The organism is Draconibacterium orientale (assembly GCF_900111425.1).
Lineage (GTDB): Bacteria > Bacteroidota > Bacteroidia > Bacteroidales > Prolixibacteraceae > Draconibacterium > Draconibacterium orientale.
Window position 1 is genome coordinate 19839 of record NZ_FOHT01000021.1, and the last position, 26430, is coordinate 46268.

19 protein-coding genes are annotated in these 26430 nt (G+C 43.5%); 12 read left to right on the forward strand and 7 right to left on the reverse strand.

The window, feature by feature from the left end; genetic code table 11:
- Positions 1-89 precede the first annotated feature (89 nt).
- The 7 genes from dnaE (at position 90) to BMW53_RS12270 (ending at position 11462) form a co-directional block, all read left to right on the forward strand.
- Entirely contained in the window at positions 90-3737 is a 3648-nt protein-coding gene (dnaE, locus tag BMW53_RS12240) for a DNA polymerase III subunit alpha (RefSeq protein WP_038556303.1), read from the forward strand.
- Between the two features lie 46 nt (positions 3738-3783).
- Positions 3784-4104 carry a thioredoxin gene (gene trxA, locus BMW53_RS12245; protein WP_038556302.1) on the forward strand — a complete coding sequence of 107 codons (321 nt, stop codon included), beginning with the start codon at positions 3784-3786 and terminating at the stop codon, positions 4102-4104.
- A gap of 80 nt (positions 4105-4184) precedes the next feature.
- The gene (locus tag BMW53_RS12250) at positions 4185-5141 is read left to right on the forward strand and encodes a DUF58 domain-containing protein (RefSeq protein ID WP_051567614.1); all 957 of its coding nucleotides are present in this window, start codon (positions 4185-4187) and stop codon (positions 5139-5141) included.
- A 78-nt stretch (positions 5142-5219) separates the two neighbouring features.
- The gene (locus BMW53_RS12255) at positions 5220-6758 is read left to right on the forward strand and encodes a YifB family Mg chelatase-like AAA ATPase (RefSeq protein ID WP_038556300.1); all 1539 of its coding nucleotides are present in this window, start codon (positions 5220-5222) and stop codon (positions 6756-6758) included.
- 659 nt (positions 6759-7417) lie between these two features.
- Positions 7418-9016, forward strand: coding sequence for a glycoside hydrolase family 9 protein (locus BMW53_RS12260; protein WP_217642943.1), 1599 nt, complete (start codon positions 7418-7420; stop codon positions 9014-9016).
- Positions 9017-9240: 224 nt separating this feature from the next.
- Positions 9241-10710 carry an aldo/keto reductase gene (locus BMW53_RS12265; protein ID WP_038556296.1) on the forward strand — a complete coding sequence of 490 codons (1470 nt, stop codon included), beginning with the start codon at positions 9241-9243 and terminating at the stop codon, positions 10708-10710.
- 86 nt (positions 10711-10796) lie between these two features.
- Positions 10797-11462 (forward strand): inorganic pyrophosphatase, encoded by a 666-nt coding sequence (locus BMW53_RS12270; protein ID WP_038556294.1) that lies wholly within the window; start codon positions 10797-10799, stop codon positions 11460-11462.
- Positions 11463-11603: 141 nt separating this feature from the next.
- Here the strand turns inward: BMW53_RS12270 and BMW53_RS12275 are convergent, their stop codons facing one another.
- From BMW53_RS12275 to ald, 5 genes are all read right to left on the reverse strand, one after another.
- Positions 11604-13343, reverse strand: coding sequence for a M14 family zinc carboxypeptidase (locus BMW53_RS12275; RefSeq protein ID WP_038556292.1), 1740 nt, complete (start codon positions 13341-13343; stop codon positions 11604-11606).
- Positions 13344-13384: 41 nt separating this feature from the next.
- Positions 13385-13888, reverse strand: a complete 504-nt coding sequence (locus BMW53_RS12280) for a dihydrofolate reductase (protein ID WP_038556290.1) — start codon at positions 13886-13888, stop codon at positions 13385-13387.
- 12 nt (positions 13889-13900) lie between these two features.
- Positions 13901-14695: a thymidylate synthase gene (locus BMW53_RS12285; protein ID WP_038556288.1), complete on the reverse strand. Its 795-nt coding sequence runs from the start codon at positions 14693-14695 to the stop codon at positions 13901-13903.
- A 147-nt stretch (positions 14696-14842) separates the two neighbouring features.
- Positions 14843-15646: an ion transporter gene (locus BMW53_RS12290; RefSeq protein ID WP_038556286.1), complete on the reverse strand. Its 804-nt coding sequence runs from the start codon at positions 15644-15646 to the stop codon at positions 14843-14845.
- Between the two features lie 1033 nt (positions 15647-16679).
- On the reverse strand, positions 16680-17792 hold the full coding sequence (gene ald, locus BMW53_RS12295; RefSeq protein WP_038556284.1) for an alanine dehydrogenase: 1113 nt from the start codon (positions 17790-17792) through the stop codon (positions 16680-16682).
- Positions 17793-18027: 235 nt separating this feature from the next.
- On the opposite strand from ald, the gene BMW53_RS12300 reads away from it, so the two are divergent.
- Positions 18028-19230, forward strand: a complete 1203-nt coding sequence (locus BMW53_RS12300) for a pyridoxal phosphate-dependent aminotransferase (RefSeq protein ID WP_038556282.1) — start codon at positions 18028-18030, stop codon at positions 19228-19230.
- 82 nt (positions 19231-19312) lie between these two features.
- Here the strand turns inward: BMW53_RS12300 and BMW53_RS12305 are convergent, their stop codons facing one another.
- The gene (locus BMW53_RS12305; protein ID WP_038556280.1) at positions 19313-20542 is read right to left on the reverse strand and encodes an LL-diaminopimelate aminotransferase; all 1230 of its coding nucleotides are present in this window, start codon (positions 20540-20542) and stop codon (positions 19313-19315) included.
- Positions 20543-20922: 380 nt separating this feature from the next.
- On the opposite strand from BMW53_RS12305, the gene tnpA reads away from it, so the two are divergent.
- Genes tnpA through BMW53_RS12320 form a run of 3 tightly spaced genes read left to right on the forward strand, consistent with a single transcriptional unit; the run spans position 20923 to position 22994 of the window.
- Entirely contained in the window at positions 20923-21348 is a 426-nt protein-coding gene (gene tnpA, locus BMW53_RS12310; RefSeq protein ID WP_038556278.1) for an IS200/IS605 family transposase, read from the forward strand.
- A 15-nt stretch (positions 21349-21363) separates the two neighbouring features.
- Positions 21364-22227, forward strand: coding sequence for a diaminopimelate epimerase (gene dapF, locus BMW53_RS12315; RefSeq protein ID WP_038556276.1), 864 nt, complete (start codon positions 21364-21366; stop codon positions 22225-22227).
- On the forward strand, positions 22224-22994 hold the full coding sequence (locus BMW53_RS12320; protein ID WP_038556274.1) for a polysaccharide deacetylase family protein: 771 nt from the start codon (positions 22224-22226) through the stop codon (positions 22992-22994). The genes dapF and BMW53_RS12320 overlap by 4 nt, the downstream gene beginning before the upstream one ends.
- Here the strand turns inward: BMW53_RS12320 and BMW53_RS12325 are convergent, their stop codons facing one another.
- Positions 22995-25178: a KamA family radical SAM protein gene (locus BMW53_RS12325; RefSeq protein WP_051567613.1), complete on the reverse strand. Its 2184-nt coding sequence runs from the start codon at positions 25176-25178 to the stop codon at positions 22995-22997. It lies immediately after the preceding gene.
- A gap of 232 nt (positions 25179-25410) precedes the next feature.
- Here BMW53_RS12325 and era point away from each other — a divergent pair, with 232 nt between their 5' ends.
- A complete protein-coding gene (era, locus tag BMW53_RS12330; RefSeq protein ID WP_038556272.1) occupies positions 25411-26295 on the forward strand; it encodes a GTPase Era in 885 nt (294 codons plus the stop codon).
- Positions 26296-26430 lie beyond the last annotated feature (135 nt).

The window sequence follows — 26430 nt, forward strand, 5'->3', positions numbered from 1 at the left end:
CTCCAAAAATTCCATCAAAAATTATTAACATCTCCTGCATAAGGGGGAGAGAATTGGTATCTTTAAAAACTTTTTTTAGCACAGTTTTTATGGTTCCATTTACGCATTTACACGTACACTCGCAATACTCTATTCTCGATGGCGCTGCCAGCATCAGCGATCTGGTTGGCAAGGCTAAATCGGATAATATGCCGGCTTTGGCTTTAACCGATCACGGAACAATGTTCGGTATTAAAGAGTTTCATGCAGCCTGTTCGAAGGCTGAGATAAAGCCAATTTTAGGATGTGAAACTTATGTGGCTGCACGCACAATTAATGATAAACGCGATAAGGTCGACCGCTCGGGGCATCACCTTATTCTGCTGGCAAAAAACAGGGTTGGTTACATTAATCTGATTAAGCTGATATCAACAGCCACCACTGCCGGTTTTTATTACAAGCCGCGTATTGATAAGGAGTTGCTCGAGAAATATCACGAAGGACTGATTGCATCATCGGCCTGTTTGGGAGGCGAGATTGCACAACATATAATGGCCAATAATATGCAGGCTGCCGAAGACGCCGTGCTTTGGTATAAAAAACTGTTTGGCGATGATTATTACCTCGAGTTGATGCGGCATCCGGCGCAATCGCAACGCGAGCGCGAAGAGGTGTACGATTGGCAGGTAAAAGTAAACAAACAATTGGTTCCGTTGGCTAAAAGATTGGGAGTTAAATTAATTGCCACCAACGATATTCACTTCACGAACGAATCGGATGCGGAGGCGCATGATTTGTTGATCTGCCTGAATACCGGTAAGGATTTCGATGATCCGAACCGGATGCGTTACACCAAACAAGAGTGGTTTAAAACGCAGGCTGAAATGAATGAACTTTTTAAAGATCTTCCCGAGGCCCTGGCAAATACCAACGAAATTGCTGAAAAGATTGAGACTTTTGAGCTGAACTGTGCGCCTATTATGCCCATGTTCCCCATTCCTGAAGAAATTGGAACAGAAGAAGGTTTTAAGGAGAAATATTCAGAAGCTGATTTACGCGAAGAATTTGGCGATTCGGCATTCGAACGTTTGGGCGGTTACGATAAGGTAATTCGTGTAAAACTGGAGTCGGCATTTTTGGAGCACCTTACATTCGAAGGGGCAAAAGAACGTTACGGCGACCCGCTGGAGAAGAGTGTGGAAGAACGCCTGATTTTCGAGCTGAATACCATTAAAACAATGGGTTATCCGGGGTACTTCCTTATTACGCAGGACTTTATTAACTGGGCAAAAGATAATGGCGTTCTTGTTGGTCCTGGACGTGGTTCGGCAGCCGGTGCGGCAGTATCGTATTGCGCCGGAATTACCAACATCGACCCGATTAAATACGACCTGCTTTTTGAGCGTTTCCTGAATCCCGACCGTATATCGCTTCCCGATGTTGATATCGACTTTGATGATGACGGACGACAACAGGTGCTTAACTATGTTACTGATAAATATGGCAAGGATAAGGTAGCTCACATTTGTACTTTCGGAACAATGGCGACCAAGTCGTCCATCAGGGATGTGGCCCGCGTATTGAAACTGCCCCTGCCCGAAGCAGATCGTTTGGCCAAGTTAGTGCCCGAAGCCCCTAAAATGAGTTTCAAAAAGGCTTTTAAAGAAAGTCCTGAACTGGCGCGGGAAAAAGATTCGCCTATTCCTTTGGTTGTTGATACGCTGAATTATGCCGAGAAACTCGAAGGTTCGGTACGAAATACCGGGGTGCATGCCTGTGGAATTCTGATTAGTCGTGATCCACTGACCGATCATATTCCGTTGATGCCTACCAAAGACGAGGAACATCTGCTGACAACACAGTACGACGGGCGTTTTGTGGAAGACATCGGCTTGCTGAAAATGGACTTTCTGGGACTAAAAACCTTATCGATCATTAAAGAATGTCTGGAAAACATCAAGCTGTCGAAAGGAATTGAAGTTCCGATAAATGATATTCCGCTCGATGATGAAAAGACCTTTCAGCTTTTTAGTCAGGGCGAAACCACGGCTATCTTCCAGTTTGAATCGGACGGAATGAAAAAACACCTGCGCGATTTGAAGCCTAACCGCTTTGAAGACCTGGTGGCCATGAACGCTCTGTATCGTCCGGGGCCAATGGAATACATTCCTGATTATATTGCCCGTAAACACGGGAAACAAAAAGTGGATTACGATGTGCCGATGATGGAAGAATACCTGAGCGATACTTACGGTATTACGGTGTTCCAGGAGCAAGTGATGTTACTCTCGCGTTTACTGGCGGGCTTTACCCGTGGCGACTCGGATACGCTGCGTAAAGCGATGGGTAAGAAGATTATGTCGGTGATGGAAAAACTTAAGGTTAAGTTTGTTGACGGTTGTAAAGCCAACCGGCAGTTTGTTGACGAATGCAAAAACAAAGGAAAACAGACCGACGAGGTAATCAATAAAATATGGAAAGACTGGGAGGCCTTCGCTTCGTATGCATTTAACAAATCGCACTCGGTTTGTTATGCTTACATTGCGTACCAAACAGGCTTTTTAAAAGCGCATTACCCGGCCGAGTTTATGGCGGCCAACCTTAGCCGAAACCTCAATAATATTGTCGATATTACCAAGTTAATGAACGAGTGCAAACGCATGAACTTAAATGTTCTTGGTCCGGATGTTAACGAAAGTTTTATCAAATTTACTGCCAATTCTGAAGGCGATATCCGCTTTGGAATGGGGGCCATTAAAGGGGTTGGGTCTGGTGCAGTTCAGCATATTATTGATGTGCGGAACGAGCGTGGTCATTTTAAAACCATTTACGATTTGGTGGAACACGTAAGTCTTCAGGCCGTTAACAAAAAGAACCTCGAAGCACTGGCTATGGCCGGAGCGTTCACCAACCTGGAAGGAGTAAACCGCAGTTGCTTTTTTGCCGGCGAAAATGAAAACGACGACACCAATTTTATCGAAAAACTAATTCGCTATGGCAACCGCGTTCAGTTGGAAGCACAAAGTGCACAGCAAAGTTTGTTCGGCGGAATGGGAGGCGGACAGGACATTCAAAAGCCGCCAATCCCAAAAGTGGATGAATGGGCAAAGCTCATAATGCTGGAGAAAGAGAAGAACCTGATTGGTATTTACCTCACCGCACATCCCCTGGATGATTACCGGTTGGAGATCACCAATTTCTGCTCAAGAGAAGTGGCGCTGAAAGACCTGAATAATGATATCTCGAAATACCAGGGGAAAGACTTTACCTTTGGAGGAATGGTTACGGCGGCGCGCGAAGGACAGTCAAAAAACGGAAATATGTATGCCGTTATGACCCTGACCGATTACACCGATTCGAAAGAACTTTTCTTCTTTGGAAACGACTATGTAAACTTCAGTAAGTTCTGTAAAGTCGGAATTTTTATCATGGTAAGAGGTACGGTGAAGCAGCGTTTTAACAGCGATTTTTACGAGTACAAAGTGAACAGTATTGAGCTACTCGACGATGTGCGCGAAAAGTACATTAAAAGTTTAACCATTAACGTGCCGCTAAAAGCCCTGACCGAAGATTTCGTAAAACGCGTTGACGAGATGGCCGGAGAATACAAGGGAAAAGCTCTGCTAAAGTTTAATGTTTTTGATACTGAGAACAATATGTACATTGAAATGTTTTCAAGAACAACAAGGGTAAATCCTTTGGATGGTTTTCTGAACTTTTTTGATGAGCAACCGGAAATGACTTACAGAATTAATTAGTTTTGCAGATAAGAGAAACGATATACAACAATAAAAAGATAATAATATGGCTTTAGAAATTACAGATGCCAATTTTGAAGAATTGGTAATGAATTCAGACAAACCGGTGATGATCGATTTTTGGGCAGTTTGGTGTGGCCCTTGTAGAATGATTGCACCCATCGTTGAAGAAATGTCGGCGGAGTACGAAGGCAAAGCAGTAATCGGCAAAGTTGATGTTGACAACAACCAGGATGTTGCAATGAAATACGGAATCAGAAACATTCCTACAGTATTGTTTGTGAAAAACGGCGAAGTGGTTGACAAGCAAGTTGGTGCTGCTCCAAAACAAGCTTTTGTTGACAAGCTAAACGCGCTGCTGTATTAGCATTTTTATTGAACTGTCATTTCGACGAGTAGGCGAGAAGAAATCTCTTGATTAGAGAGTGACCTTTTCCCATCTCCGAAATGACAGTTTTCTTTTTTATCATCATTTTGAAGAACCTCATCGACATAGAACAATTTCACCGTTTTGACAACCTGGGGCTGGTGGCTCACGAGGTTGTTGAAGGTTTTATAACCGGCCTGCACCGAAGTCCGTTTCATGGATTTTCGGTTGAATTTGCCGAGCACCGCTTGTATAACCAGGGCGAATCGACCAAGCACGTCGATTGGAAATTGTTTGCGCGCACCGACAAGCTTTTTGTAAAACAATACGAAGAAGAAACCAACCTGCGCTGTCAGTTGGTTGTCGATACTTCTTCATCCATGTTGTTCCCTTACACAAAAGGCAAAAAGCATTTACACAACAAACTGGCTTTCTCGGTTTACACCGCGGCTGCGTTAATTTACCTGATGCGTAAACAGCGCGATGCCGTTGGTCTCACACTTTTTTCCGACGAAATAGAGTTCCATTCTTCGCCACGAATTTCATCGGTAAATGCCGAGGTAATGTACGGAAAACTGTCGGAGCTTATTCAGCCCGAAAATGCCGGGTTACGAAAAACTACCAACACCACGCAGGTATTGCATCAAATTGCCGAGAATATTCATAAACGTTCGCTGGTAATTATTTTCAGCGACATGCTCGACAGCTCGAAAAACGAGGAGTTGTTTTCTGCGCTTCAACACTTGCGCTACAACAAACACGAGGTGATTCTTTTTCATGTAACCGATCATTCGTTGGAGCGTGAATTTGAATTTAGTAACCGTCCGCACAAGTTTGTTGATTTGGAGAGCGGCCAGGTGGTGAAGTTTAATCCCTCGGAAGTAAAACAACACTACACCAATACGGTTAGCGCGTATTTCAACGACCTGAAAGTAAGGTGCGGGCAATACCAGATCGATTTAGTCGAAGCCGACATCAACAAAGATTTTAAGGAAGTTTTGTTTTCGTATCTGGTGAAGCGTAAAAAACTGTACTAAGTAACACTTGCTAAAACTAACCTTTTAAAATTCAGCGCTTTTTACTATATTTAGCTAATATTAAACTAATTTCCGTTTATGTTAGTTAAAACCTTCGGAAGCGCAGTTTTCGGAATCGATGCCACAACCATTACCATTGAAGTTGATGTAACCACCGGAATTAAATTCCTGCTTGTTGGTTTGCCCGACAGTGCTGTGAAAGAAAGTCAGCAACGCATTGAATCTGCCCTTCGTTTAAACGGCTACAAATGGCCCAAAAAGAAAATCATTATTAACATGGCTCCGGCCGATATCCGCAAAGAAGGATCGGCCTACGATTTGCCGCTGGCTGCCGCTGTTTTGGCTGCATCGGGGCAGATAAATCACGATAAACTGTCAAAGTATGTGTTAATGGGCGAACTCTCGCTCGACGGAACTTTGCAACCCATAAAAGGCGTTTTACCCATTGCTATTAATGCACGAAAAGAGGAATTTGAGGGATTTATCCTGCCTAAACAAAATGCACGCGAAGCGGCTGTTGTTGATCGTTTAAAAGTATATGGTGCGGAAAATATCAGGGAAGTAATCGACTTTTTAAACAACGAAGGTCGTCTGGAGCAAACGGTAATCGATACCCGGGCCGAGTTTTATGCGCAAGTAAATAACAATCCGCTCGATTTTTCGGATGTAAAAGGACAGGAAAATGTAAAACGGGCTTTGGAGATTGCAGCCGCAGGAAGTCACAATATCATTTTGGTTGGCCCGCCAGGATCGGGAAAGACCATGCTGGCAAAACGAATTCCTACAGTATTACCACCGTTTTCGCTAAAAGAAGCGCTGGAAACCACTAAGATTCATTCGGTGGTTGGGAAGATCGATAAAGATGCTTCGTTAATGACAAAGCGGCCTTTCCGATCGCCTCACCATACAATTTCCGACGTGGCGCTGGTTGGCGGAGGAAACTATCCCCAGCCGGGGGAAATCAGTTTGGCTCACAATGGAGTTTTGTTTTTGGATGAACTTCCGGAGTTTAAACGAACGGTGCTCGAAGTGATGCGCCAGCCGCTGGAAGACCGGAATATTACCATCTCGCGCGCCAAGTTTTCGGTTGAATATCCTGCAAGTTTTATGCTGGTGGCTTCCATGAATCCGTGTCCGTGCGGGTATTACAATCACCCCACAAAAGAGTGCGTTTGTGCTCCGGGAGTGGTGCAGAAATACCTCAATAAAATCTCGGGGCCACTGCTCGACCGTATAGATATTCACCTGGAAGTTGTTCCCGTACCTTTCAAAAAATTGTCGGAGATGGAGTCATCGGAGAATAGTGAAGCCGTTCGCGAGCGGGTTTTAGCTGCCCGGAAAATTCAGGAGAAACGTTTTGCGGAACATCAGGGGGTTTATGCCAATGCACAAATGACCTCGAAACTGATACGCGAATATGTGGTGCTCGACAATGAAAGCAATAACCTGATTAAAAATGCCATGGACCGGCTTGGTCTATCTGCCCGTGCTTACGACAGGATTTTAAAGGTATCGCGCACCATTGCCGACCTCGACGGGCAAGAAAATGTGCAGGCCGACCATCTTTCGGAAGCCATTCATTACCGTAGTCTGGACCGCGAGAACTGGGGTGGGTAACCACTCTCTGGTGATGGTATCACTCCAAGTGAGGATATCACTTTGGAATTTTTCGGGATTAGCGGTTTGTAACCGCTGTTAAATTGCGCCTAAAATGAGAGTCCGGGGCTGTATCGATGTAATGAATACAGCCCCGGACTTTAGCGTTTTTTACAGCTTGGTGATGGTCTCACTCCTGGTGAGGCTATCACTTGTTAAAACTGGTTGGAACGCTGATAACACTGATTTTTTTGATTTTCGCTGAAAGAGATTGCTTGCAGATTTCGCTGATTTGCGCAGAATAATTTTTGGGATTAGCGGTTTGTAACCGCTGTTAAATTGCGTCTAAAAAGAGAGTCGGGGGCTGTATATACTTAATGAATACAGCCCCGGACTTTAGTGTTTTTTACAGCTTGGTGATGGTCTCACTTTTGGTGAGGCTATCACTTTGGTGCGTTTTCTAAATCAGACCTTCAAGGTTTAAAAAACCTTGAAGGTCTTGTCAATTAATTCAAAAAATTCAGTTTACCTTTTTCAGCCTTGCAGCCGGAGGAGCGAAGCAAACTGTAAGCTTGTATCACACACCCTGTCTTTCAAACAATAAGCTAATTTCATATCTTAGCAGTCTAAATCAATAAAACCACAAAATGAAAAAGCCTGTTCTAATAGTGCTTGTCTTGATGAGCATTGTACAAACAATTTTCGCACAAAACATCCATCTAAACTCGCTTGGTTTTTTAACTGATGGCCCCAAAACGGCTGTTGTTCCACAATCCTGTAGTTCATTTCATCTTGTTTCTGTTTCTACCGGAGACGTAGTTTTTGAAGGAGAAACTACTGGCCCAAACTATCAGAAGGATGTAGATCAGGAAGTATGGAAAATTGATTTCACAGATTTCAAAAAACCGGGCGACTACTACCTGGAAGTACCCGGAGTGGGAAAGTCGGATGAATTCAAAATTGCAAACGATGCCTTTAATTTTGCAGCAGAAACAAGTATGCGCGCTTTTTATTTGTGGCGCTGTGGCATGGCTGTTGACGGCGAATTTGCAGGTAATCACTATCATCAGGATGCGTGTCATTTGAATGATGCCTACGAAGATTATATCGGAAAGAAAGGATCGAAACGTGATGGAACAGGCGGCTGGCACGATGCCGGCGACCATGGAAAATATGTGGTGAACGCTGGAATTTCATTGGGCGTTCTGTTTTATGCCTGGGATCATTTTCAACCGCAGTTGGAAAGAATGGATTTGGATATTCCTGAAACGGCACCCGGATTTCCCGATTTTCTGCAGGAGCTGAAATGGGAAACCGACTGGATTTTAAAAATGCAATATCCCGATGGCTCGGGCAGAGTGTCGCATAAACTAACGCGCAAGAACTTTTCAGGTTTTATAATGGCCTGCGATAATGATGCTAAACGCTATTTTACCGAATGGAGCTCGGCGGCAACAGCCGATTTTGTGGGAATAATGGCTATGGCTGCCCGCTACTTTAAATCGTACGATGACGCTTATGCGAAAAAATGTTTGGATGCAGCGTGGGTGAGTTATCGTTTTCTGCAGGAAAATCCGGAATACAAACGTTTTGAACAGGGTGATTTCCGCACCGGAGGATACCAGTCGAAAGATGAGGACGATCGGTTGTGGGCAGCTGCCGAGTTATGGGCAACTACCGGCGACGAAAGCTGTTTGCGCGATTTTGAAAAGCGTGCAGCAGCCTTTGATTATAAAATTCAGGAAAACTGGGACTGGTCAAATGTGTCGAACCTGGCGATGTACACCTATGCACTTTCTTCGCGCAAAGGAAAAAATCCGGAAGCAGAAGCTACAATAAAGAAAAACATCATTGCCAACGCCGATGCTTTGGTAGAAAAGGGAGAAGCTGATGTGTATTCGCGTGCTCTTGCCGGCAGGTATTACTGGGGTTGCAACGGAACTGTTGCCCGCCAAACGGTAAACCTGCAGGTGGCCAATCGTATTCAGCCCAACTCAAAATACAAACAAACGGCTATCGGTATTGTCGATCATATTTTCGGAAAGAATTATTATAACCGATCGTATGTTACCGGTTTGGGAATTAATCCGCCAATGTTTCCGCACGATCGTCGTTCGGGAGCCGATACTATTGATGCGCCATGGCCGGGGTACCTGGTTGGCGGTGGCCACTCAGCAACCGATTGGGTGGACAAACAGGAATCGTACAGCCACAACGAAATTGCCATAAACTGGCAAGCTGCTTTGGTTTATGCCCTTGCCGGATTGGTAAGTTATTAAAATCGTCCGGTTTTCTGCTATCGCGGGGTGAGCTGGATATTATTGTAAAGTCGACTATGTAACTTCGTTGCGTCATGCTGTCCGTCAGCCGACGGATTCAGCATCTTTTTGATAGAGATTCCGAATCAAGTTCGGAATGACGTACGTGAAACTTAAGAATTGGCTTAATACTAGGTAGTTCAATAGATTTCAATTAATTTTATAGAAATCAAAATCTATCTGTCATGACTAAATCAAAAAAGTATCCCGTTACCCGAAGAGATTTTATCAAAGTATCGGCTGCAACAACAGCTGCGGTTTCTGCCATGTCGTTTGGAGCCTGTAACACCGAAAAATTACCGGAGCCAATGACGCGCCCTTTTGGCAAGCTGGGCTTTAATGTAACAACACTTGGTCTCGGTGGCCAGGCGTCTATTCAGTGGACTCCCGATGATGTTGAGCCAGAAAAGATCATTCTTAAAGCATTCGATTTGGGCGTCAACTATTTCGATACCTCCAACCTTTATGCCGACAGCCAGCTCAACTACAATAAAGCTTTTAAACACCTGAACCTGATTCCCGGCGAAAATGGGTATAACGAAGCACTGCGAAAATCAATATGGCTGACGAGTAAAACGGCTATGCGCTGGGGTAAACCGGGTTGGCCCGAGCGGGAAAATGTTAGTAACTGGTCGAATGGAGAAAGTGTACAATGTGCGGTTGACGATGTGAAACGCTCGTTAACACAGCTGTTTGGCGATGGAGAAGGTTATTATCCCGAGGGCGCCTACCTGGATATGGTGTTGTGCCATACCTTGCATAATACCGATGAGGTGGATGTGCTTTACGAAGGTCTGGAAACGCCGCTCGATCCTGATGGAAATTTTGGTGCTTTGGTAGCCCTTCGTGATTTGCGAGACGGAACCAACCTTACCGGGATGAATCCGAAAAACGAAAAGCTGATTAAACACATTGGTTTCTCGGGGCATGCAAATCCGCCTGCTATGATGGATATGATTCAGCGCGATGAATACGGTATATTAGATGGAATGCTGATTGCCATTAATGCCAACGACAAAACCAAAATGAACATGCAGAATAACGTTATTCCGATTGCCGAAGCCAAAGGAATGGGAATAATCGGGATGAAAGTTTTTGCCGATGCTGCCCTATACCATAAAGAGCCACGTTGGTCGCAAACACCTGCCGATGTGTTCCGAAAAGTGGGAACCGATGAACTGCCGAGTAAACCGCTTATTGAATATTCGCTTACCACACCAGGCGTACATACACTGATTATCGGAATTGGGCAAATCGACGATGACCCGATGAAATGCCAGCTGATACAGAACTTTTATGCTGCACAAATAGCTCCTGACGGAATGAGTGCCGCTGAGCGAAAACGAATTGAAGGACAGGCAAAAAGTGTGAAACCGGAGAGTAATTATTTTCAGGCCATTGAGAAAGAAAAACTTTCGGCACCGCGCGATGCAAAATTGGTGGATGGCAAGTTAACCTGGAATACGGCTTTGGCTGATGATGAACCCATATCGCATTACGAAATTATTCGTGATGGCGAGTTGCTGGGCAAAGTGGAGCACAAACCTCAGCTGTTAAAAAGCAAGCCGTTTAGTATTACAATTGATGAGCCGGGAGATGTTACGCTGGTTGCTGTTGATAAAGCAGGAAATAGAGCTGAAACAGTTGTGGCGTAACAAAAATTTAATGACCTTTGTGGCGATTAGTATGAACTAAAAAGGCATACTAATGGTTTGAGATAGTAAAACATAATTTAACGAAGATGGTAGACAGACTTTCCGATCCCATTGGACGATTGATGGGATTGCGTTATAAATCGCACCCCTGGCACGGCGTTTCAATTGGCGACAATGCCCCCGAAGAATTAACCGCTTTTATCGAAGTGGTTTCAACAGATACAGTAAAATACGAAATTGATAAAGACAGTGGTTATCTGCGTGTTGATCGGCCACAGAAATTTTCGAATGTTGTTCCTGCGCTGTACGGATTTATTCCGCAAACGTATTGCGGCACTAAAGTTGGCGAGTATTGCTCAGAGAAAGTGAACCGCAAAGGCATAAAAGGCGATGGCGATCCGATTGATATTTGTGTGCTAACCGAAAAGGATCTGGCACATGGTGATTTGCTGGTAACAGCTCGTCCTATTGGTGGTTTCCGAATGATTGACGGCCACCAGGCCGATGATAAAATTATTGCTGTTTTGGATAACGACACCGTTTACGGTCATTTTACCGATGTGTCGCAGGTTCCTGAAATTGTAATTCAGCGTTTGGAGCACTATTTCCTAACCTATAAAGATATGCCGGGTGTTGAGTCGAACACCGAAATTGCGGCAACTTACGGCCACGATGAGGCGCTGGAGGTAATCAAGCTTTCGGTTGAAGATTACAACAACAAGTTTGCGAATTTAGGAAAACTGCTGTCGTAAATAATAGAAGGTTGTCTTAAAAGTTGGAAAGTACGTCAGTCTGAATTCATTTCAGAATCTGTTAAACGCGGATTGCTAAAAACATGAAGATACTGAAACAAGTTCAGGATGACGAAACAAGAACTTTTTGGACAGCCTTTTTTAATATATTCTGGCTACCGGGTAACGTTTATAGGTTTTTTCAGCCCATTCGCTGTTGTTGTAAATGTAGCTCAGCTGTGCCCGGTGATTCTTGGCAAATTCAGTATCTGTCTTGCGTTTCTTCTCAAATTCCTTTCTGAATTCAGGGTGTTCATTTAGGTATTTCAGCGCATTCTCTTCAAATCCATACGACGAAAAATATTCACGCTGATCCAAAACCTGGTCAAAAAAGTTCCACCTGAAAAATGAGTCGCGGGCTTTGGGTTCCAGTTGCTCCAGCAGGTATTTTATTTTCTTTTGGCGAACAGGAATGATCAGGTCGCCGGCATAGTATTTAACTTTCTGAACCTCGCTCGTAGTCGTCACTTTTTCATGAAAATAATGCCCGTTGTTTAATCGGTTTGCATCCGAATATTCATCGATGTAGTACACCTCTACTTCCATTGTGGTATCCTTGGGTAAACGTGTAAACTCAATTTCATTTAATTCCAGGCGTTCAATTACGCGTTGCCAGGTTTGTGGTAAAATGTAATATTCCGGAATTTTAATTTCTTCCGTTGCATTGTACACATCGTAAAATGGTATTTTTTCGGTGTAAGGCCGGGTTTTGTCGTAACCAAAACGTGGCAGCCCTGTAACCGGACTGATTTGCTGGTTGTCAACCTCGTAACCCTTGAATTCCAGCATCTCAAATTGAGTCGTGTCCACTTCAAAATTAATGGAATAAGTTTCAGCAGCCATCGATTCTTCGATACCTGTTTGGCGGCTTTTAATAATTTCTTCCGAGTTTGCTGAAGTAAATTTTGCCAGCACCTCAATAAACTGGTAGCATGATTTTACCCGGTCAGTATAATCTTTGTAAACATGATTTTCGGTCATCATGCCGTAGCAGTTAAAAAGGTTGGCATAGCCCGACGAGTAACGGCTGGTTTCCTGTGTCATCATGATGCCTTTTTTCGGGTCGGAATACATCCAGTTTACATACGGAATCAGTTCGTATTCCCCTTTTTTCATAGTGTTGTAAAGGTTGGGGAGCAGCTTTTCGCGGATAAATTTTTCCTGGCTTGGCGGAAACATGTCAGGCGACGGAGCTATCAAAGTCACGCTGTATTGATGTTCCGAGCCGTTGGTGGTATGCGTATCCAAAAACACATCGGGATCCCACAGGGTAAACAGGCGGTTAAAGCTTCGGGCATTTTCCGAATCGCATTTTGCAAAGTCCCGGTTCAAATCGAGGTTGCCGGCATTGCCCCGAAAGCCGGTTTCGTATGGTGTGGTTTGCCCCGAACGGTTGTAGGCGCTTCGGTTTAAAAGCCCGCCAATGTTGTAAGCCGGAATAATTACAAGTACTGTATTCTGAAGAATTTCGGCCAGATTATCGGCGTTGCATAAAATATTGTCAGCAAATTCAAGACTGGCATCAATACCGCAAGGTTCGCCGGGATGAATGCCGTTGTTGATAAGCAAAACCGATTTTCCCTGTGCTTTTATCGTTTCGGGGTTGAATTCCGGCTCGCTATTAATAATGAAGGTGTGCAATGGTTTGCCAATATCAGTACCACCAATCTCAACGAGTGTGGCATTTTCGTATTTCGCATCGAGCAGCTCATACATTTCAATAATCTCGTTGTAAGTTGGCGTATAATTTTGCTCGTACTTTAGGTTTAACAGTGGTTTTTGGGCAAACAAAAACAGGCTGATAACGCAAAACGCAACAACAAAAGCAGTTTTTTTTCTCATGATATTGAAATTGAGTAGCTACGAAAGTTTCACACGCAAAATCAGTTACGTTTCAAATCCAGGTACGAATAGTTAAAATCGTTCTTTTCGTCGTACAGGTCTTCACGTTTTACTTCATTCCACTCGGCATAGTTCACCTCAGGGAAAAAGGTGTCGGCTTCAAAAGGTTGGTGTACAAGCGTAAGGTAAAGTTTGCCGGCAACCGGGAAGAATTGTTTGTAAATCATTCCGCCACCGATGATAAAAGCCTCTTTTTCATCCTTCACTTTTTCAATGGCTTCGTCGATGGAAAAAACCGTTTCACATCCCGGGAAAACATCGTCCGGTTTATCGGTAATTACAATGTGGCGGCGGTTTGGTAAGGGCCATTTGGGCAACGACAACAGCGTGTTGCGCCCCATAATAATGGTATGTCCGCTGGTAATTTCCTTAAAGCGTTTCAAATCGTTGGGTAAATGAAACAAAAGGTCGTTGTTTTTTCCGATGGCAAAGTTCTCGGCAATAGCAACGATTATTGAGATATTCTTTTGGATTTTATTTGTCATTTTAATGTGATTTTAAACGGCAACAACTCCTTTAATGTGTGGATGCGACTGGTATCCTGTCAGTTCAAAGTCTTCGAATTTAAAATCGAAAATACTTTTTACATCGGGGTTGATCTTCATTTGCGGCAGCGGATAGGGTTCGCGCGATAACTGCAGTTTTACCTGCTCAACGTGATTGGAATAAATATGAACGTCGCCAAAAGTATGTACAAAATCACCCGGTTCAAGATCGCAAGCCTGAGCCATCATCATGGTTAGCAAGGCATACGATGCAATGTTAAAAGGTACGCCCAAAAATACGTCGGCACTGCGCTGGTACAGCTGGCACGATAACTTGCCATTGGCCACATAAAACTGAAAAAGGATGTGGCAGGGTGGCAGGTTCATTTTATCCAGTTCGCCAACATTCCAGGCACTCACCAAATGGCGGCGCGAATCAGGATTGTTTTTTATGGCATCAATTACCTGCGAAATCTGGTCGATGTGGCCGCCATCGGGCGTTGGCCAACTGCGCCACTGGTAGCCGTAAATGTGCCCCAGGTTGCCGTCGTCGTCGGCCCATTCGTTCCAAATGCGTACGCCGTTGTCCTGTAAATATTTTACGTTGGTATCGCCTTTTAAAAACCAAAGCAATTCGTAAATAATCGATTTCAGGTGCAGTTTTTTTGTTGTTACCATCGGGAATCCTTCGCTTAAATCAAACCGCATTTGGTGCCCGAAGCGGCTGATTGTTCCTGTACATGTACGGTCTTCTTTAACCGTCCCTTTTTCCAAAATCGTTTCCAACAAATCTAAATACTGCCTCATTTTTCAAATATTTCTCACAAAAATAATCGTTCAAAATCAACTGCTTCCGATTTCCGCAGTTTAAATATTCACAATTACACTGAGATTGTTAACGGAACACTATTAGTGATAGTATCACTCAAAGTGATGCTATCACTATTTCTATAGCTAAGGATTAAGCCGCGAACCACATTTCTTACAAAAAACAGCATCATCGTCGTGCGAAGGATGCAGGCACTGCGGGCAAACCTGTGTGTTTTTATCGCTTGTTGGATTAATGATTTCGGCAGTAACAATACCCGTTGGAACTGCAATAATGGCATATCCCATAATCATAACGATACTGGCAATAAATTGCCCCAGTGGCGTTCCTGGACTGATGTCGCCATAGCCAACGGTTGTAAGGGTAACAATTGCCCAGTATATTCCGCGCGGAATGCTGGTGAAACCGTGTTCCGGACCTTCGACCAGATACATTATAGTGCCAATTATTATAACCAGCATAGTAACGAAGAAAATAAAAACACTTATTTTCTCGCGGCTGTTCCAAATGGCTTTTGCCAGCGAGCGGCCCGCGAGTGTGTAGCGGGTAAGTTTTAATATCCGGAAAACACGGAGTAAACGGAGTATGCGAATAACCACCAGGCTGTGCGATCCTGCTATCACCAGTCCAATGTAGGTGGGTAAAACCGATAAGAGGTCGATAATTCCGTAGAAACTAAAAATGTAGCGCAGCGGTTTTTTTACAATGGCAACACGCAGCATGTATTCTATCGAGAAAATAATGGTAATGCACCATTCCAGAATACGCAGTAACTGATAATGGTTATCGCGGATGGCAGGAACACTTTCGAGCAGCACCAGCGCAACGCTTATAATAATAACGAACAGCAGGGCCACATCGAAAAGTTTGCCTGCCGGAGTGTCGGCTTCAAAAATAATCTCGTAAATCTTCTGTTTGGTACTACTCATTTAAAGTAAAATTGAGTTTTAAAGATACTATTAATTTCGAAAAACGAATTTGAACGAGCGCGGCATTCGGGTGAGTTAACCGAACCCAAAAAAAAGGAGACTTGATGAAATTATAGAAACGTCAGGTGAAGTATAAAAAGATGTCAAGTGATTTTTTAAAAGAAGACAAGTGAAGTTTTAAAAGATGTCAAGTGAAAAAAATACTCTTGTCAAGTGAAAGAGCTGAAGCAATCATAATAGTTGCTTCCGGTTTATTTCGTCCGGGTCGGCAAACAGCCACTATCCAGCTTTCTTCGCCGGACGAGATTTTCTTCATTCATTTACCCGGCGCTTCCTGACTGCTGTCAGTCGCGCCGGGTTATTGCTTGTCGCTCCTTTGGAGCTCTTAATTATAAGCGCTGAAAGTGCGTAATATTTTAGCCCGGGGCAAAGTAATTCAAAGAATTATGTCGCCCCAGGTAAATGGTTGTGATTTAGTTCATCCGGCGAAGAAGGCTATTCAACGCTAATGGTTGCACCGGACGAAAAACAACTGTCTTCCTTTGATCCGCTTTCATAAAAAACATTCATGATTCCCGGAAATCACCAACAGTGATGAAAGTGAGGCCTAACGACAGCATTTCATAAAAAAATCAGATTACAAGGCGCATACAGCAGTTGTGCGTTGAATAACTGATTATTTGCGCCTTTAATTTACTTTCTCATCACCCCCGGGTTTCACCCGAGGTTAATCCTATTTTATCCCTTCGGGATATTGAATTGGAATACCAAGTTAAGACGACTTTATTGGCCAGCCATGTCGGAATTGCAAATTTTTCATGACGCTAAAAGCGTCTAATGTGATTAACCCGGTGCGTAGCGCCGGGAAGAAATGACCAAAGCGAAATCGTCCGGCGAAGCAAGCAGATCGAAGCCAGATGGTTCTTCCGGACGAAACACAAAAGGCAATACACCTAAAGAGATGGGGACTTTCATAAAAAAGCCCTTCCCAAATTAACGGGAAAGGCTTTTTGAAATTATTTTGTATTGGTTTTTAGAGAACGTTTTCAACACTTTCGTAAGGCAGGTCGAAAGCTTCGGCAACGCCTTTGTAAACTACTTTGCCGTCAACAACATTCAGGCCTTTGCGTAATGGCTCGTTGTCGATACATGCTTGTTTCCATCCTTTTCCGGCAATTTCAATAGCATACGGAAGTGTAGCATTGGTTAATGCAATGGTTGAAGTGCGTGGAACTGCTCCCGGCATGTTGGCCACACAGTAGTGCAATACATCATCAATTACAAAAGTCGGATCGGCGTGTGTAGTGGCATGTGTAGTTTCGAAACAGCCACCCTGGTCAACTGCCACGTCAACCAAAACAGTGCCCGGCTTCATGGTTTTCAGCATGTCGCGAGTTACCAAATGTGGTGCTTTGGCACCCGGAATAAGAACCGCACCAATAATAACGTCGTGCGTTTTTACCATTTCGCGAATGTTAAACTCGTTGCTCATCATGGTTTTTACGTTGGCCGGCATAATATCGTCGAGGTAACGAAGGCGTTTCAACGATACATCCATAATGGTAACATCGGCACCCAGTCCGGCAGCCATTTTTGCTGCTTCGGTACCTACAATACCACCACCAATAATCAAAACTTTGGCAGGAAGAACTCCGGCAACTCCACCAAGAAGCACGCCGTAACCGCCATAAGTTTTTTCCAGGTATTTAGCACCTTCCTGAATCGACATACGACCGGCAACCTCGCTCATTGGCACGAGCAACGGAAGCGAACGATCGGGCAACTCAACAGTTTCGTAGGCCAAACAAACCGATTTGTTTGCGATCATGGCGTGTGTTAATGGCTCGCACGATGCAAAGTGGAAGTAAGTGTAAAGAATTTGTCCTTCTTTAATCAGCTTGTATTCCTCTTCGATGGGCTCTTTTACTTTGATGATCATTTCGGCAATGCCGTAAACATCTTCAATGGTTGGAAGCATTTTGGCTCCGGCTCCGATATAATCTTCATCCTGGAAACCGCTGCCCATGCCACCTCCGGCCTGAACATATACTTCATGGCCATGTTTAACCAACTCCGCAGCACCGGCAGGTGTTAGTGCAATACGGTTTTCGTTATTTTTAATTTCCTTTGGTACTCCAATTATCATTTTCGTATAGATTTTAGTTTCTTCTGACTTCAAAAATAGACCTCTATTTGTGACTAAAACATGACAAATTCTCAGGATTTACAACAATTTATTGCAAAAGTAGTAGGTGTGATGCCAGATGCTTGAAAATTGTAAGTTAAGTTTGTGACAACATGTTAATTTGTTCGAAATTTTAGGTTATTGTTTTCAGATTGATAATCTTATCTTTGCCTGCCTGTAAAATATATTATATAACATGCCGACAGTATCAGAGAGAGGAAGGATAATGCCTGATTCACCCATCAGGAAATTAGCTCCGTTAGCTCATGAAGCTAAAGAGAAAGGAGTTAAAGTGTTCCATTTAAACATCGGGCAGCCCGATTTGCCAACACCTCCTGAAGCGCTGGTGGCCATCCGGTCGATCGACCGGGAAATTCTGGAATATACGCCGAGCGAGGGAATTTTGTCGTTTCGTCAGAAGCTGGCAAAATATTACCACAAATTTGATATTGATGTTTCGGCCGACGATATCATTGTTACCTCGGGAGGTAGCGAGGCGGTAACCTTTGCGTTTATGAGTTGTTTGGACCCGGGCGACGAAATTATTGTGCCCGAGCCGGCTTATGCCAACTACGAAGCTTTTGCCATTGTGGCCGGAGCTAAAATCCGATCGATTCCGGGAGATATCGAGGAAGGATTTGTATTGCCTGCAATCGAGGAATTCGAGAAGCTGATTACCCCAAAAACCAAGGGGATTATGATTTGCAACCCGAATAACCCAACCGGATATTTATATACCCAGCAGGAAATGAATGCCATTCGCGATTTGGTGAAAAAATACGATCTGTATTTGTTTTCCGACGAGGTTTACCGTGAGTTTTGTTATACCGGCGCTCCTTATATTTCTGCTTTTCATTTAGAAGGAATTGAGCAGAATGTTGTTTTGATCGACTCGGTATCAAAACGTTACAGTGAATGTGGTTTGCGGATTGGTGCACTGATTACCAAAAATAAAGAAGTAAAAAGGAATGTGATGAAGTTTTGCCAGGCACGGTTGAGTCCGCCGCTTATCGGGCAAATTGCCGCCGAAGCTTCGTTGGATGCCGACCCGGATTACATGCTCAATAACTACAACGAGTATGTTCAGCGACGCAAGTTTCTGATTGACGGATTGAACCGCATCGATGGTGTGTATTCGCCAATACCGATGGGCGCATTTTATACCGTTGCGCGTTTACCGGTTGATAATGCCGATAAATTTTGCGCCTGGTTATTATCCGATTTTCAGTACGAAGGACAAACCGTTTTCCTTGCACCGGCTTCGGGTTTTTATACCGGCTCGGATAAAGGGCAGGATGAAGTGCGGATTGCCTATGTGCTAAACAAAGCCGATTTGGCCGTTTGTTTGAAGATTCTGGCTGAAGCATTAAAAGTGTATCCGGGAAGAAAGCAACGTTAGCATTTAAATAGCAGAAAACGACTATCAAAGCATAAAAAAACCGGACTGTAAGCAGTCCGGTTTTTTGTTTATCTGTAGTTTGTTACGATAAGTTCTTAACACGTTCCATGGCTTCCAGCACATTTTCGCGGTCGGCAAAAGCTGAAAAACGGAAGTAACCTTCACCTGCCGGGCCAAAACCAGATCCCGGAGTACCAACCAAATTCGCTTCGTTTAACACTTTATCGAAAAAGTCCCACGATGTCATGTTGTTTTTGGTTTTCACCCACACGTAAGGTGCGTTAACTCCACCATAAACTTCGTAGCCAATTTCGGCCAGGCTTTCGCGCATTATTTTGGCATTTTCCAGGTAGTAAGCAATTACTTCTTCTACCTCTTTTTTACCTTCTTCGGTGAAAATGGCAGCAGCTGCTTTTTGAACCGGGTACGAAACGCCGTTGAATTTGGTCGATTGACGACGGTTCCACAATTTTTTTACCTGGTGCGCTTGTCCTTCCGAATCGTAAGCAACCAATTCGTTTGGAATAACGGTAATGGCACAGCGTGTTCCGGTAAAACCGGCTGTTTTCGAGAAACTGCGGAATTCGATGGCCACTTTTTTAGCGCCTTCAATTTCGTAGATCGAACGCGGAATTCCATCTTCGGTAATAAAAGCTTCGTAGGCCGCATCGTAAAGAATGATCGCATTTTTTTCGATGGCATAATCCACCCACTTTTTCAGTTCTTCTTTGCTGGCAACTGTTCCGGTTGGATTGTTGGGGTAGCAAAGGAAAATCAGGTCGGGAGTTTCGGTTGGCAGCTCAGGAATAAAGCCGTTTTCTTTTGTACAAGGCATGTAAATTATTCCTTCGTAATGGCCGTTTGCCTGGCAAGTGCCTGTTTTTCCGCTCATTACCGTTGTGTCGGCATAAACCGGGTAAACCGGATCGCAGATGGCAATTTTATTGTCGTTGCCAAAAATCTCCTGAATATTTCCGGTGTCGCATTTCGATCCGTCAGAAACAAAAATCTCATCCGCTGAAATATCGATTCCTTTTTCCTGGTACGAATGTTTGGCAATGGCTTCGCGCAGGAAAGCGTAACCTTGTTCGGGGCCGTAGCCTTTAAACGTTTCGCCTTTGGCCATTTCGTCAACACCTTCGTGAAAAGCTTTTACAACACTGGGGACCAATGGTTGGGTAACATCGCCGATGCCCATTTTAATTACTTTTTTATCGGGATTGGCATCGATAAATTCGCTCACTCTGCGTCCAATTTCCGGGAAAAGATATCCGGCCTGAAGTTTCAGGTAATTCTCGTTGATTTTTGCCATATCTGTCTATTTTATACTGTTTTCCAAATTGAAGCGTAAAGATAAAAAAAACTATCGGCAAGTATTTTTGAGACGAATTCCTGCGCGGTTATTTAGATTAATTTAATAAAACAAAAATTTACGAATGGGGCTGGTACTGTTTCTATGAATCGAGGTATAGAATCTTGATTTTCATAAACCTATATTTTAAGTAATATTTCCTATTTTTATTGGAAACAGATTTTTAAATGGAATTCAAAGCTTATTCGCAACCTGACCTTATTTGAAATAATAATCAGGGTTAAAACCCTGATTTGTTGGAATGCCGCATAACCCCAGGCTTAAGCCTGGGGTTATGAGAATAAACTAATAACCGGGCTTTAGCCCTCAAATTTTAAGATATGTCATACGTTCGAAATTGGTTACATTGTGTATGGGGGACGAAATCCAAAGTTCCGCTTTTAACAGATGAAAATAAACAGAAAATATTGGATCATATCTTAGCAAATGCCAGGACAAAGGGGATTTTGATTTATTCTATTAATGGATATCGAGATCATGTTCATTGTTTAATATCACTGTTGCCCGAACAGAACATTGCTAAAGTGATTCAGCTGTTAAAAGGCGAAAGCTCATATTGGATTAATAAAGAAAACTTAGGTAAGAACTTTAAATGGGCAGATGAATACTTTGCCGTTTCGATAAGTGAATCGCAAGTTGAGAAAGTGAAAACTTATATCCATAATCAAGAAATTCATCACAAAAAGAAAAGTTGGGAGGAAGAGTACAATGAGTTCATTAAGAATTATAATTTTGACAATTATTAAAAAGGGAACATAATTATGCAAAACTTCTTTGTAAAATCACATGGCCTGGGAAACGATTATATCGTTTTAAACCAGGAAGACATAACTTTTGAATTAACAGAAAAAGCTATAATCCGAATTTGCGATGTGCATTTTGGAATTGGTTCCGACGGCATTCTTTTAAAAGTGCCAAGCGAAAATGCTGACTTTGGTTTGCGCATTCTCAATCCCGATGGTTCGGAAGCCGAAAAAAGTGGCAATGGGCTGCGTATTTTTGCTAAATATTTGTACGACCATGGTTTTACCGCAGAAAAATCGTTTAGCATTGAAACTCCCGGAGGACTTGTTCGTGCAGAAATTACCGAGGAAAAAAACGGCAAGGCTTTTATGATAAAAGTGGACATGGGTAAAGCGATTTTCGAATCGAAAAAAATACCTGTTAACTGCGAAAAAGAGGAATGTATTGGTGATACACTGGAGTTGGAATACCGCGGATACGAAATTAATTGTGTGTCGGTAGGTAATCCGCACTGTGTGGTTTTAACGGATGAGTTGGATGAAAAGGAAATAAAAACCTTCGGGCCGCAAATTGAGACGAATCCGATGTTTCCGAACCGCATAAATGTGCAGTTTGCAAAAGTAGTTTCTCCAACCGAAGTGGAAGTGATGATTTGGGAGCGCGGTGCCGGCTGGACCCTGGCATCGGGAAGTTCGTCGTGTGCCGTGGCGTGCACGGTAGTGAAACGTGGATTGACAGAGCGCAACCTTACCATAAAAATGCCGGGCGGAAACCTGGCCATCGAAATTGATGAAGACTGGGAAATCCGAATGACCGGCGAAGTTCGTGAAATTGGATCGGGAACACTGAGTGCAGAATTAATAGAGGATCTGGAGCTATGAGAACATTGCTGATTTTTATATTGACGGTTTTTGCTTTCACCTCGAATGCACAGTTTACATGGCCAAACGGCGCCAAAGCGGCGGTAGTTTTTACTTACGACGATGCTTTGGATTGTCATTTGGATATTGCCGTTCCGCAGTTGGATGAGTTTGGTTTGAAAGGAACATTTTTCTGTACGGGTAATTCGCCATGCTTATACAACCGAACCGAAGAGTGGCGTGCCATTACAAAACGAGGACACGAGTTAGGGAATCATACTTTATTTCACCCGTGCGACGGAACCGGGCAGGATTGGGTAAAACCCGAGTACGACCTGAGAGCTTATACGCCCGAACAAATTGTTGCCGAACTAAAAACGGCTAATACTTTATTAAAAGCAGTTGATGGAAATACAGAGCGATCGTACGGATATACCTGCAGTAACTATGTTGCTAACGGAGTAGATTTTACCGATTCGGTAAAAAATATATTTGTGGCTGCCCGTTGCGATGGCCCAATTCCGGAAACAATGGACGATTACAAAACCTGGAAAACCCCCAGTTATATGTCTGTTGATCCGGATATTCAGGATTTGATTACCCAGGTTGAGGAAGCCCGGGCAAAAGGAACAATTGTGGTGTTTATGTTTCACAATGTGGGTGGCGGTTACCTGAATACAGCAGCAGATGTGCACAAAAAACTGTTGCAATATGTAAGTGAAAACCAAGGCGATTTTTATAACGACTCCTTCATAAATGTAATGAAGTACGTGAAGGAAAATCAGTAATCAGATTTCCAGATTTGAAATTTCGTTGGTTACCCGGTAATAGTATTGCGGGTATTCGTACATGGCCATTCGTGGTTCGGTGTGCCCAATGGTGTAGCCGTAAACACCGTTGTAATCTTCGCGGTTTTCGCCCATTTCTTCCAGCTGCTCAAGGTATTCGTCGAGCGATTTCGACTCGATAACGATTACCTTACCCATTTTATGGATAATCGGACTGTGGGCACGCGTAGGATCGTGGTCGAATTCCAAAATCCGGCGGCCGTAGCGCGTAATGCCTATGGTTCTGAAGGTCATGCTTTTCCCTACACCCGGAAGATTCAGGATGCTTCGGTCGGTGGCTAAAAACGGAAGTTGAGTTTCCTGGTGCAGGGCTCTTATATGCTTCACAATATTAGCCGGATTAACCAAAAGATGTTGGGCAAAGTCCATGTCTTTTTGCGGTATCGTTCCAAATATTTTTTCTTCCATGCGTTCCTGCATCAGGCGCGAGTTGGGGGTAAAGTTGCTTTTGTTTTCTTTAAACCCTTTCACGGTAAAGGTGTAGTACGAAAGTACCCCGATTTTATTCAGTACATGCCGCAGTTTTACACTGTGTCCACGCCTTGAGGCTGCCGTGGTAAAAACTTCCTGGTTGGTAACCGCCCAGCCGGATTCAAGCAGCAACTGAACAGCTCGTTTCGACTCGGAGGTGATTTCCATTGGCGACTGAAAGTGCGCCTGAATAACAAACTGCCTTATGCCTGCTTTTTGTGCTTTCTTTTTAAATGCTGAAAGGACTTTGCAAAGATCGGGAGTTATGCGTTGTGGCAAATAAGCCGGCAAACGCGTACCAATCCGAATGCGAACAATTTCGGCATATTTTTCTCCCTCAGCACGCGATTTATTGTCTTCAATTTTTACTAGTGCCATATTGTAAACAGCATCCAGAATTTGTTTCATACTATTGTTGCTGCTCATTAAAGCATCGCCACCGGTTATCAGAATATCGCGAAGCTGTGCGTCGTTTCTGAAATAATCGAGTAAAACTGGCAGGCGTTCTTTCCACGTTTTTTGTGGTTTCAGCTTGTCGAGATTAAAATTGTAACGCCCGCTCTGAAAATCGTACATGCGCTGACAGCTGGCACATAAACCACCGCAGGCCCGGCCAACCGTGTCGGGAATAAAAATGGCAACCTCGGGGTAGCGCCGGTGTATATTGTGCGAGGGCAAAAGCCAGCCCGCAGCATTTGGCTCGCCGGGTTTTACCTTGTCTTCTTTTTCCCAGGCAACAATTTTTCCGAACTCCTCCACCAGCTGTTTGCTGTAAATTACATAACAACGAATGGCCATGTCGGCACCCACCACGTAATCGGGGATGTACGAATTTAACAGCGACAGGTAATACGGATTTACAAAAAACGGAATGCCTTTTCTGCGTGCCTTTTTCAGCACTTTCATCGTTTCTTCGGTAAGCGTGTAGTCGAGCATTTCGTTCAGCAATTCAGGCGAACGAATGGCAAAGCGCAAATGAAAATTACTGTCGAGCCACCACTGGTTCATCAACTTTTCTTTTTCGGCGAAACTTAACCCCGGTTCAAAAGAATATTTATGACTGGAGATATCGCCACAATCGATTTTCTCGATCAAAATCCGGATAATCCGCTTTTTATTTTCTTGTCGCAGATTTTCTACCACCGGATCAAGTCCTGAAGGATATTTTTTCATCCAGTTTTCTACCTGGCTTTTTGTGGGATGTGTTCGAATTTGTGTGTCGTTTAGCTGCCGAAACAGCTGCAGCATATCTTCGAAAAAAGCGGGTTCGGCACCGCTGGTTCCTTTGTGCGTGGCCAGCCACAGCATTTTAAACGGGTTGGTTTGTGCCAGTTGGCCGCCAATATTCTGGTCGGGAAATTCCTTGCCTGCATTGTCGATATAATCCAGGATGCGGATTGCTGCGAAATCCTGCCAGCTTAGTTTTTCGGCCAGTTCTTCGTCGGTAGAGGTTCCGAGGTAGTAACTTTCGGCAGCCGGATTGCGTTTTAAAACCGGCAAAACCCAATTGCGTAACGCTTCATGAATTTCAACAACATTGTTGGCATTTCTGATGATCTTTTCAAGCACCGGATTCTCGGCCAATAATTTCTGAAGAATTTTGCGTGCACGTACGGAGATGCCAACCTTGTCCCAAAAAGCAATTGAATCCATGGCGAAAATTTTTTTAATAAAGCTGTCGGATCATTTAAGATACGAAAAAATGGCCTAAAATCAAAAGGAAAGGCGATGGTGTATGCGAGTGCTGGTATGAAACTTTTTCGTTGAAAATCAAAATATTATGCAGTGGTGAACACAATTTGTTGAATTCGATTATCTTTGTGCCGATTTTTAGAAAATAACAGAGAATTCCCGCAAGGGAAGGAACACCTAATTATTTGAAATAATGACACATAAAGCAGGATTTGTGAACATTGTTGGCAACCCGAATGTGGGAAAATCAACAATTATGAATGCACTGGTAGGCGAAAAATTGTCTATCATTACCCAAAAAATGCAAACCACGCGCCACCGGATTAAAGGCATTGTAAGTGGCGACGATTTCCAGATTGTTTATTCCGATACTCCCGGTATTCTGAAGCCTAGTTACAGACTTCAGGAATCGATGATGAAGTTTGTTGATACAGCTTTAATCGATGCCGACGTGATTCTTTTTGTTACCGATGTAAAAGAAAAGGTGGACAAAAATCCGGAGTATATCGAGAAAGTACGTAAGTCGAACATGCCGGTTATCGTGTTGCTGAACAAGATCGATCTGTCGAACCAGGAAGAGGTGTTAAAATTGTACGATCACTGGTCGAACATATTTCCGGGAGCAGATGTATTCCCAATTTCGGCGCTCGAAAAATTTAATATCGAACCTATTTTCGATCGTATTTTGGAGCACTTGCCCGAAGGTCCGGCCTTTTTCTCGAAAGAGCAATTAACCGACCGCAACGAGCGTTTTTTCATGCAGGAAATTATTCGCGAGAAAATTCTTCTGCATTACCAAAAAGAAATTCCTTATTCGGTTGAAGTTGAGGTGGAAGAGTTTAAAGAAGAGGAGAAAATTATCAATATCCGCACGGTAATTTATGTTTCGCGCGAAAGCCAGAAAGGAATTATTATCGGCCATCAGGGGAAAAGTATAAAACGTGTGGGAACAGAAGCACGTGCTGACGCCGAAGAGTTTTTCGACAAGAAAATTTTCCTCGAATTGTATGTGAAAGTAGCCAAAGACTGGCGTGAGAAAGACGGCCAGTTGAAAAAATTTGGGTACGATAAATTTTAAAAAGACAGAAGACCGGAGACGGAAGTGAGGATTATATCCTGAAGAAGAGCTATCCATAGCCCCGACTTTTAAGTCGGGGAATTTAGAAGCCTCCGGAAAACATGGGCTTTAGCCCTTAACAAAATTGAAAGAGAA

Coding starts and splice junctions, on each gene's coding strand:
- dnaE (WP_038556303.1), top strand. CDS start 90: ATGGTTCCATTTACGCATTTACACGTACACTCGCAATACTCTATTCTC.
- trxA (WP_038556302.1), top strand. CDS start 3,784: ATGGCTTTAGAAATTACAGATGCCAATTTTGAAGAATTGGTAATGAAT.
- BMW53_RS12250 (WP_051567614.1), top strand. CDS start 4,185: ATGACAGTTTTCTTTTTTATCATCATTTTGAAGAACCTCATCGACATA.
- BMW53_RS12255 (WP_038556300.1), top strand. CDS start 5,220: ATGTTAGTTAAAACCTTCGGAAGCGCAGTTTTCGGAATCGATGCCACA.
- BMW53_RS12260 (WP_217642943.1), top strand. CDS start 7,418: ATGAGCATTGTACAAACAATTTTCGCACAAAACATCCATCTAAACTCG.
- BMW53_RS12265 (WP_038556296.1), top strand. CDS start 9,241: ATGACTAAATCAAAAAAGTATCCCGTTACCCGAAGAGATTTTATCAAA.
- BMW53_RS12270 (WP_038556294.1), top strand. CDS start 10,797: ATGGTAGACAGACTTTCCGATCCCATTGGACGATTGATGGGATTGCGT.
- BMW53_RS12275 (WP_038556292.1), bottom strand. CDS start 13,343: ATGAGAAAAAAAACTGCTTTTGTTGTTGCGTTTTGCGTTATCAGCCTG.
- BMW53_RS12280 (WP_038556290.1), bottom strand. CDS start 13,888: ATGACAAATAAAATCCAAAAGAATATCTCAATAATCGTTGCTATTGCC.
- BMW53_RS12285 (WP_038556288.1), bottom strand. CDS start 14,695: ATGAGGCAGTATTTAGATTTGTTGGAAACGATTTTGGAAAAAGGGACG.
- BMW53_RS12290 (WP_038556286.1), bottom strand. CDS start 15,646: ATGAGTAGTACCAAACAGAAGATTTACGAGATTATTTTTGAAGCCGAC.
- ald (WP_038556284.1), bottom strand. CDS start 17,792: ATGATAATTGGAGTACCAAAGGAAATTAAAAATAACGAAAACCGTATT.
- BMW53_RS12300 (WP_038556282.1), top strand. CDS start 18,028: ATGCCGACAGTATCAGAGAGAGGAAGGATAATGCCTGATTCACCCATC.
- BMW53_RS12305 (WP_038556280.1), bottom strand. CDS start 20,542: ATGGCAAAAATCAACGAGAATTACCTGAAACTTCAGGCCGGATATCTT.
- tnpA (WP_038556278.1), top strand. CDS start 20,923: ATGTCATACGTTCGAAATTGGTTACATTGTGTATGGGGGACGAAATCC.
- dapF (WP_038556276.1), top strand. CDS start 21,364: ATGCAAAACTTCTTTGTAAAATCACATGGCCTGGGAAACGATTATATC.
- BMW53_RS12320 (WP_038556274.1), top strand. CDS start 22,224: ATGAGAACATTGCTGATTTTTATATTGACGGTTTTTGCTTTCACCTCG.
- BMW53_RS12325 (WP_051567613.1), bottom strand. CDS start 25,178: ATGGATTCAATTGCTTTTTGGGACAAGGTTGGCATCTCCGTACGTGCA.
- era (WP_038556272.1), top strand. CDS start 25,411: ATGACACATAAAGCAGGATTTGTGAACATTGTTGGCAACCCGAATGTG.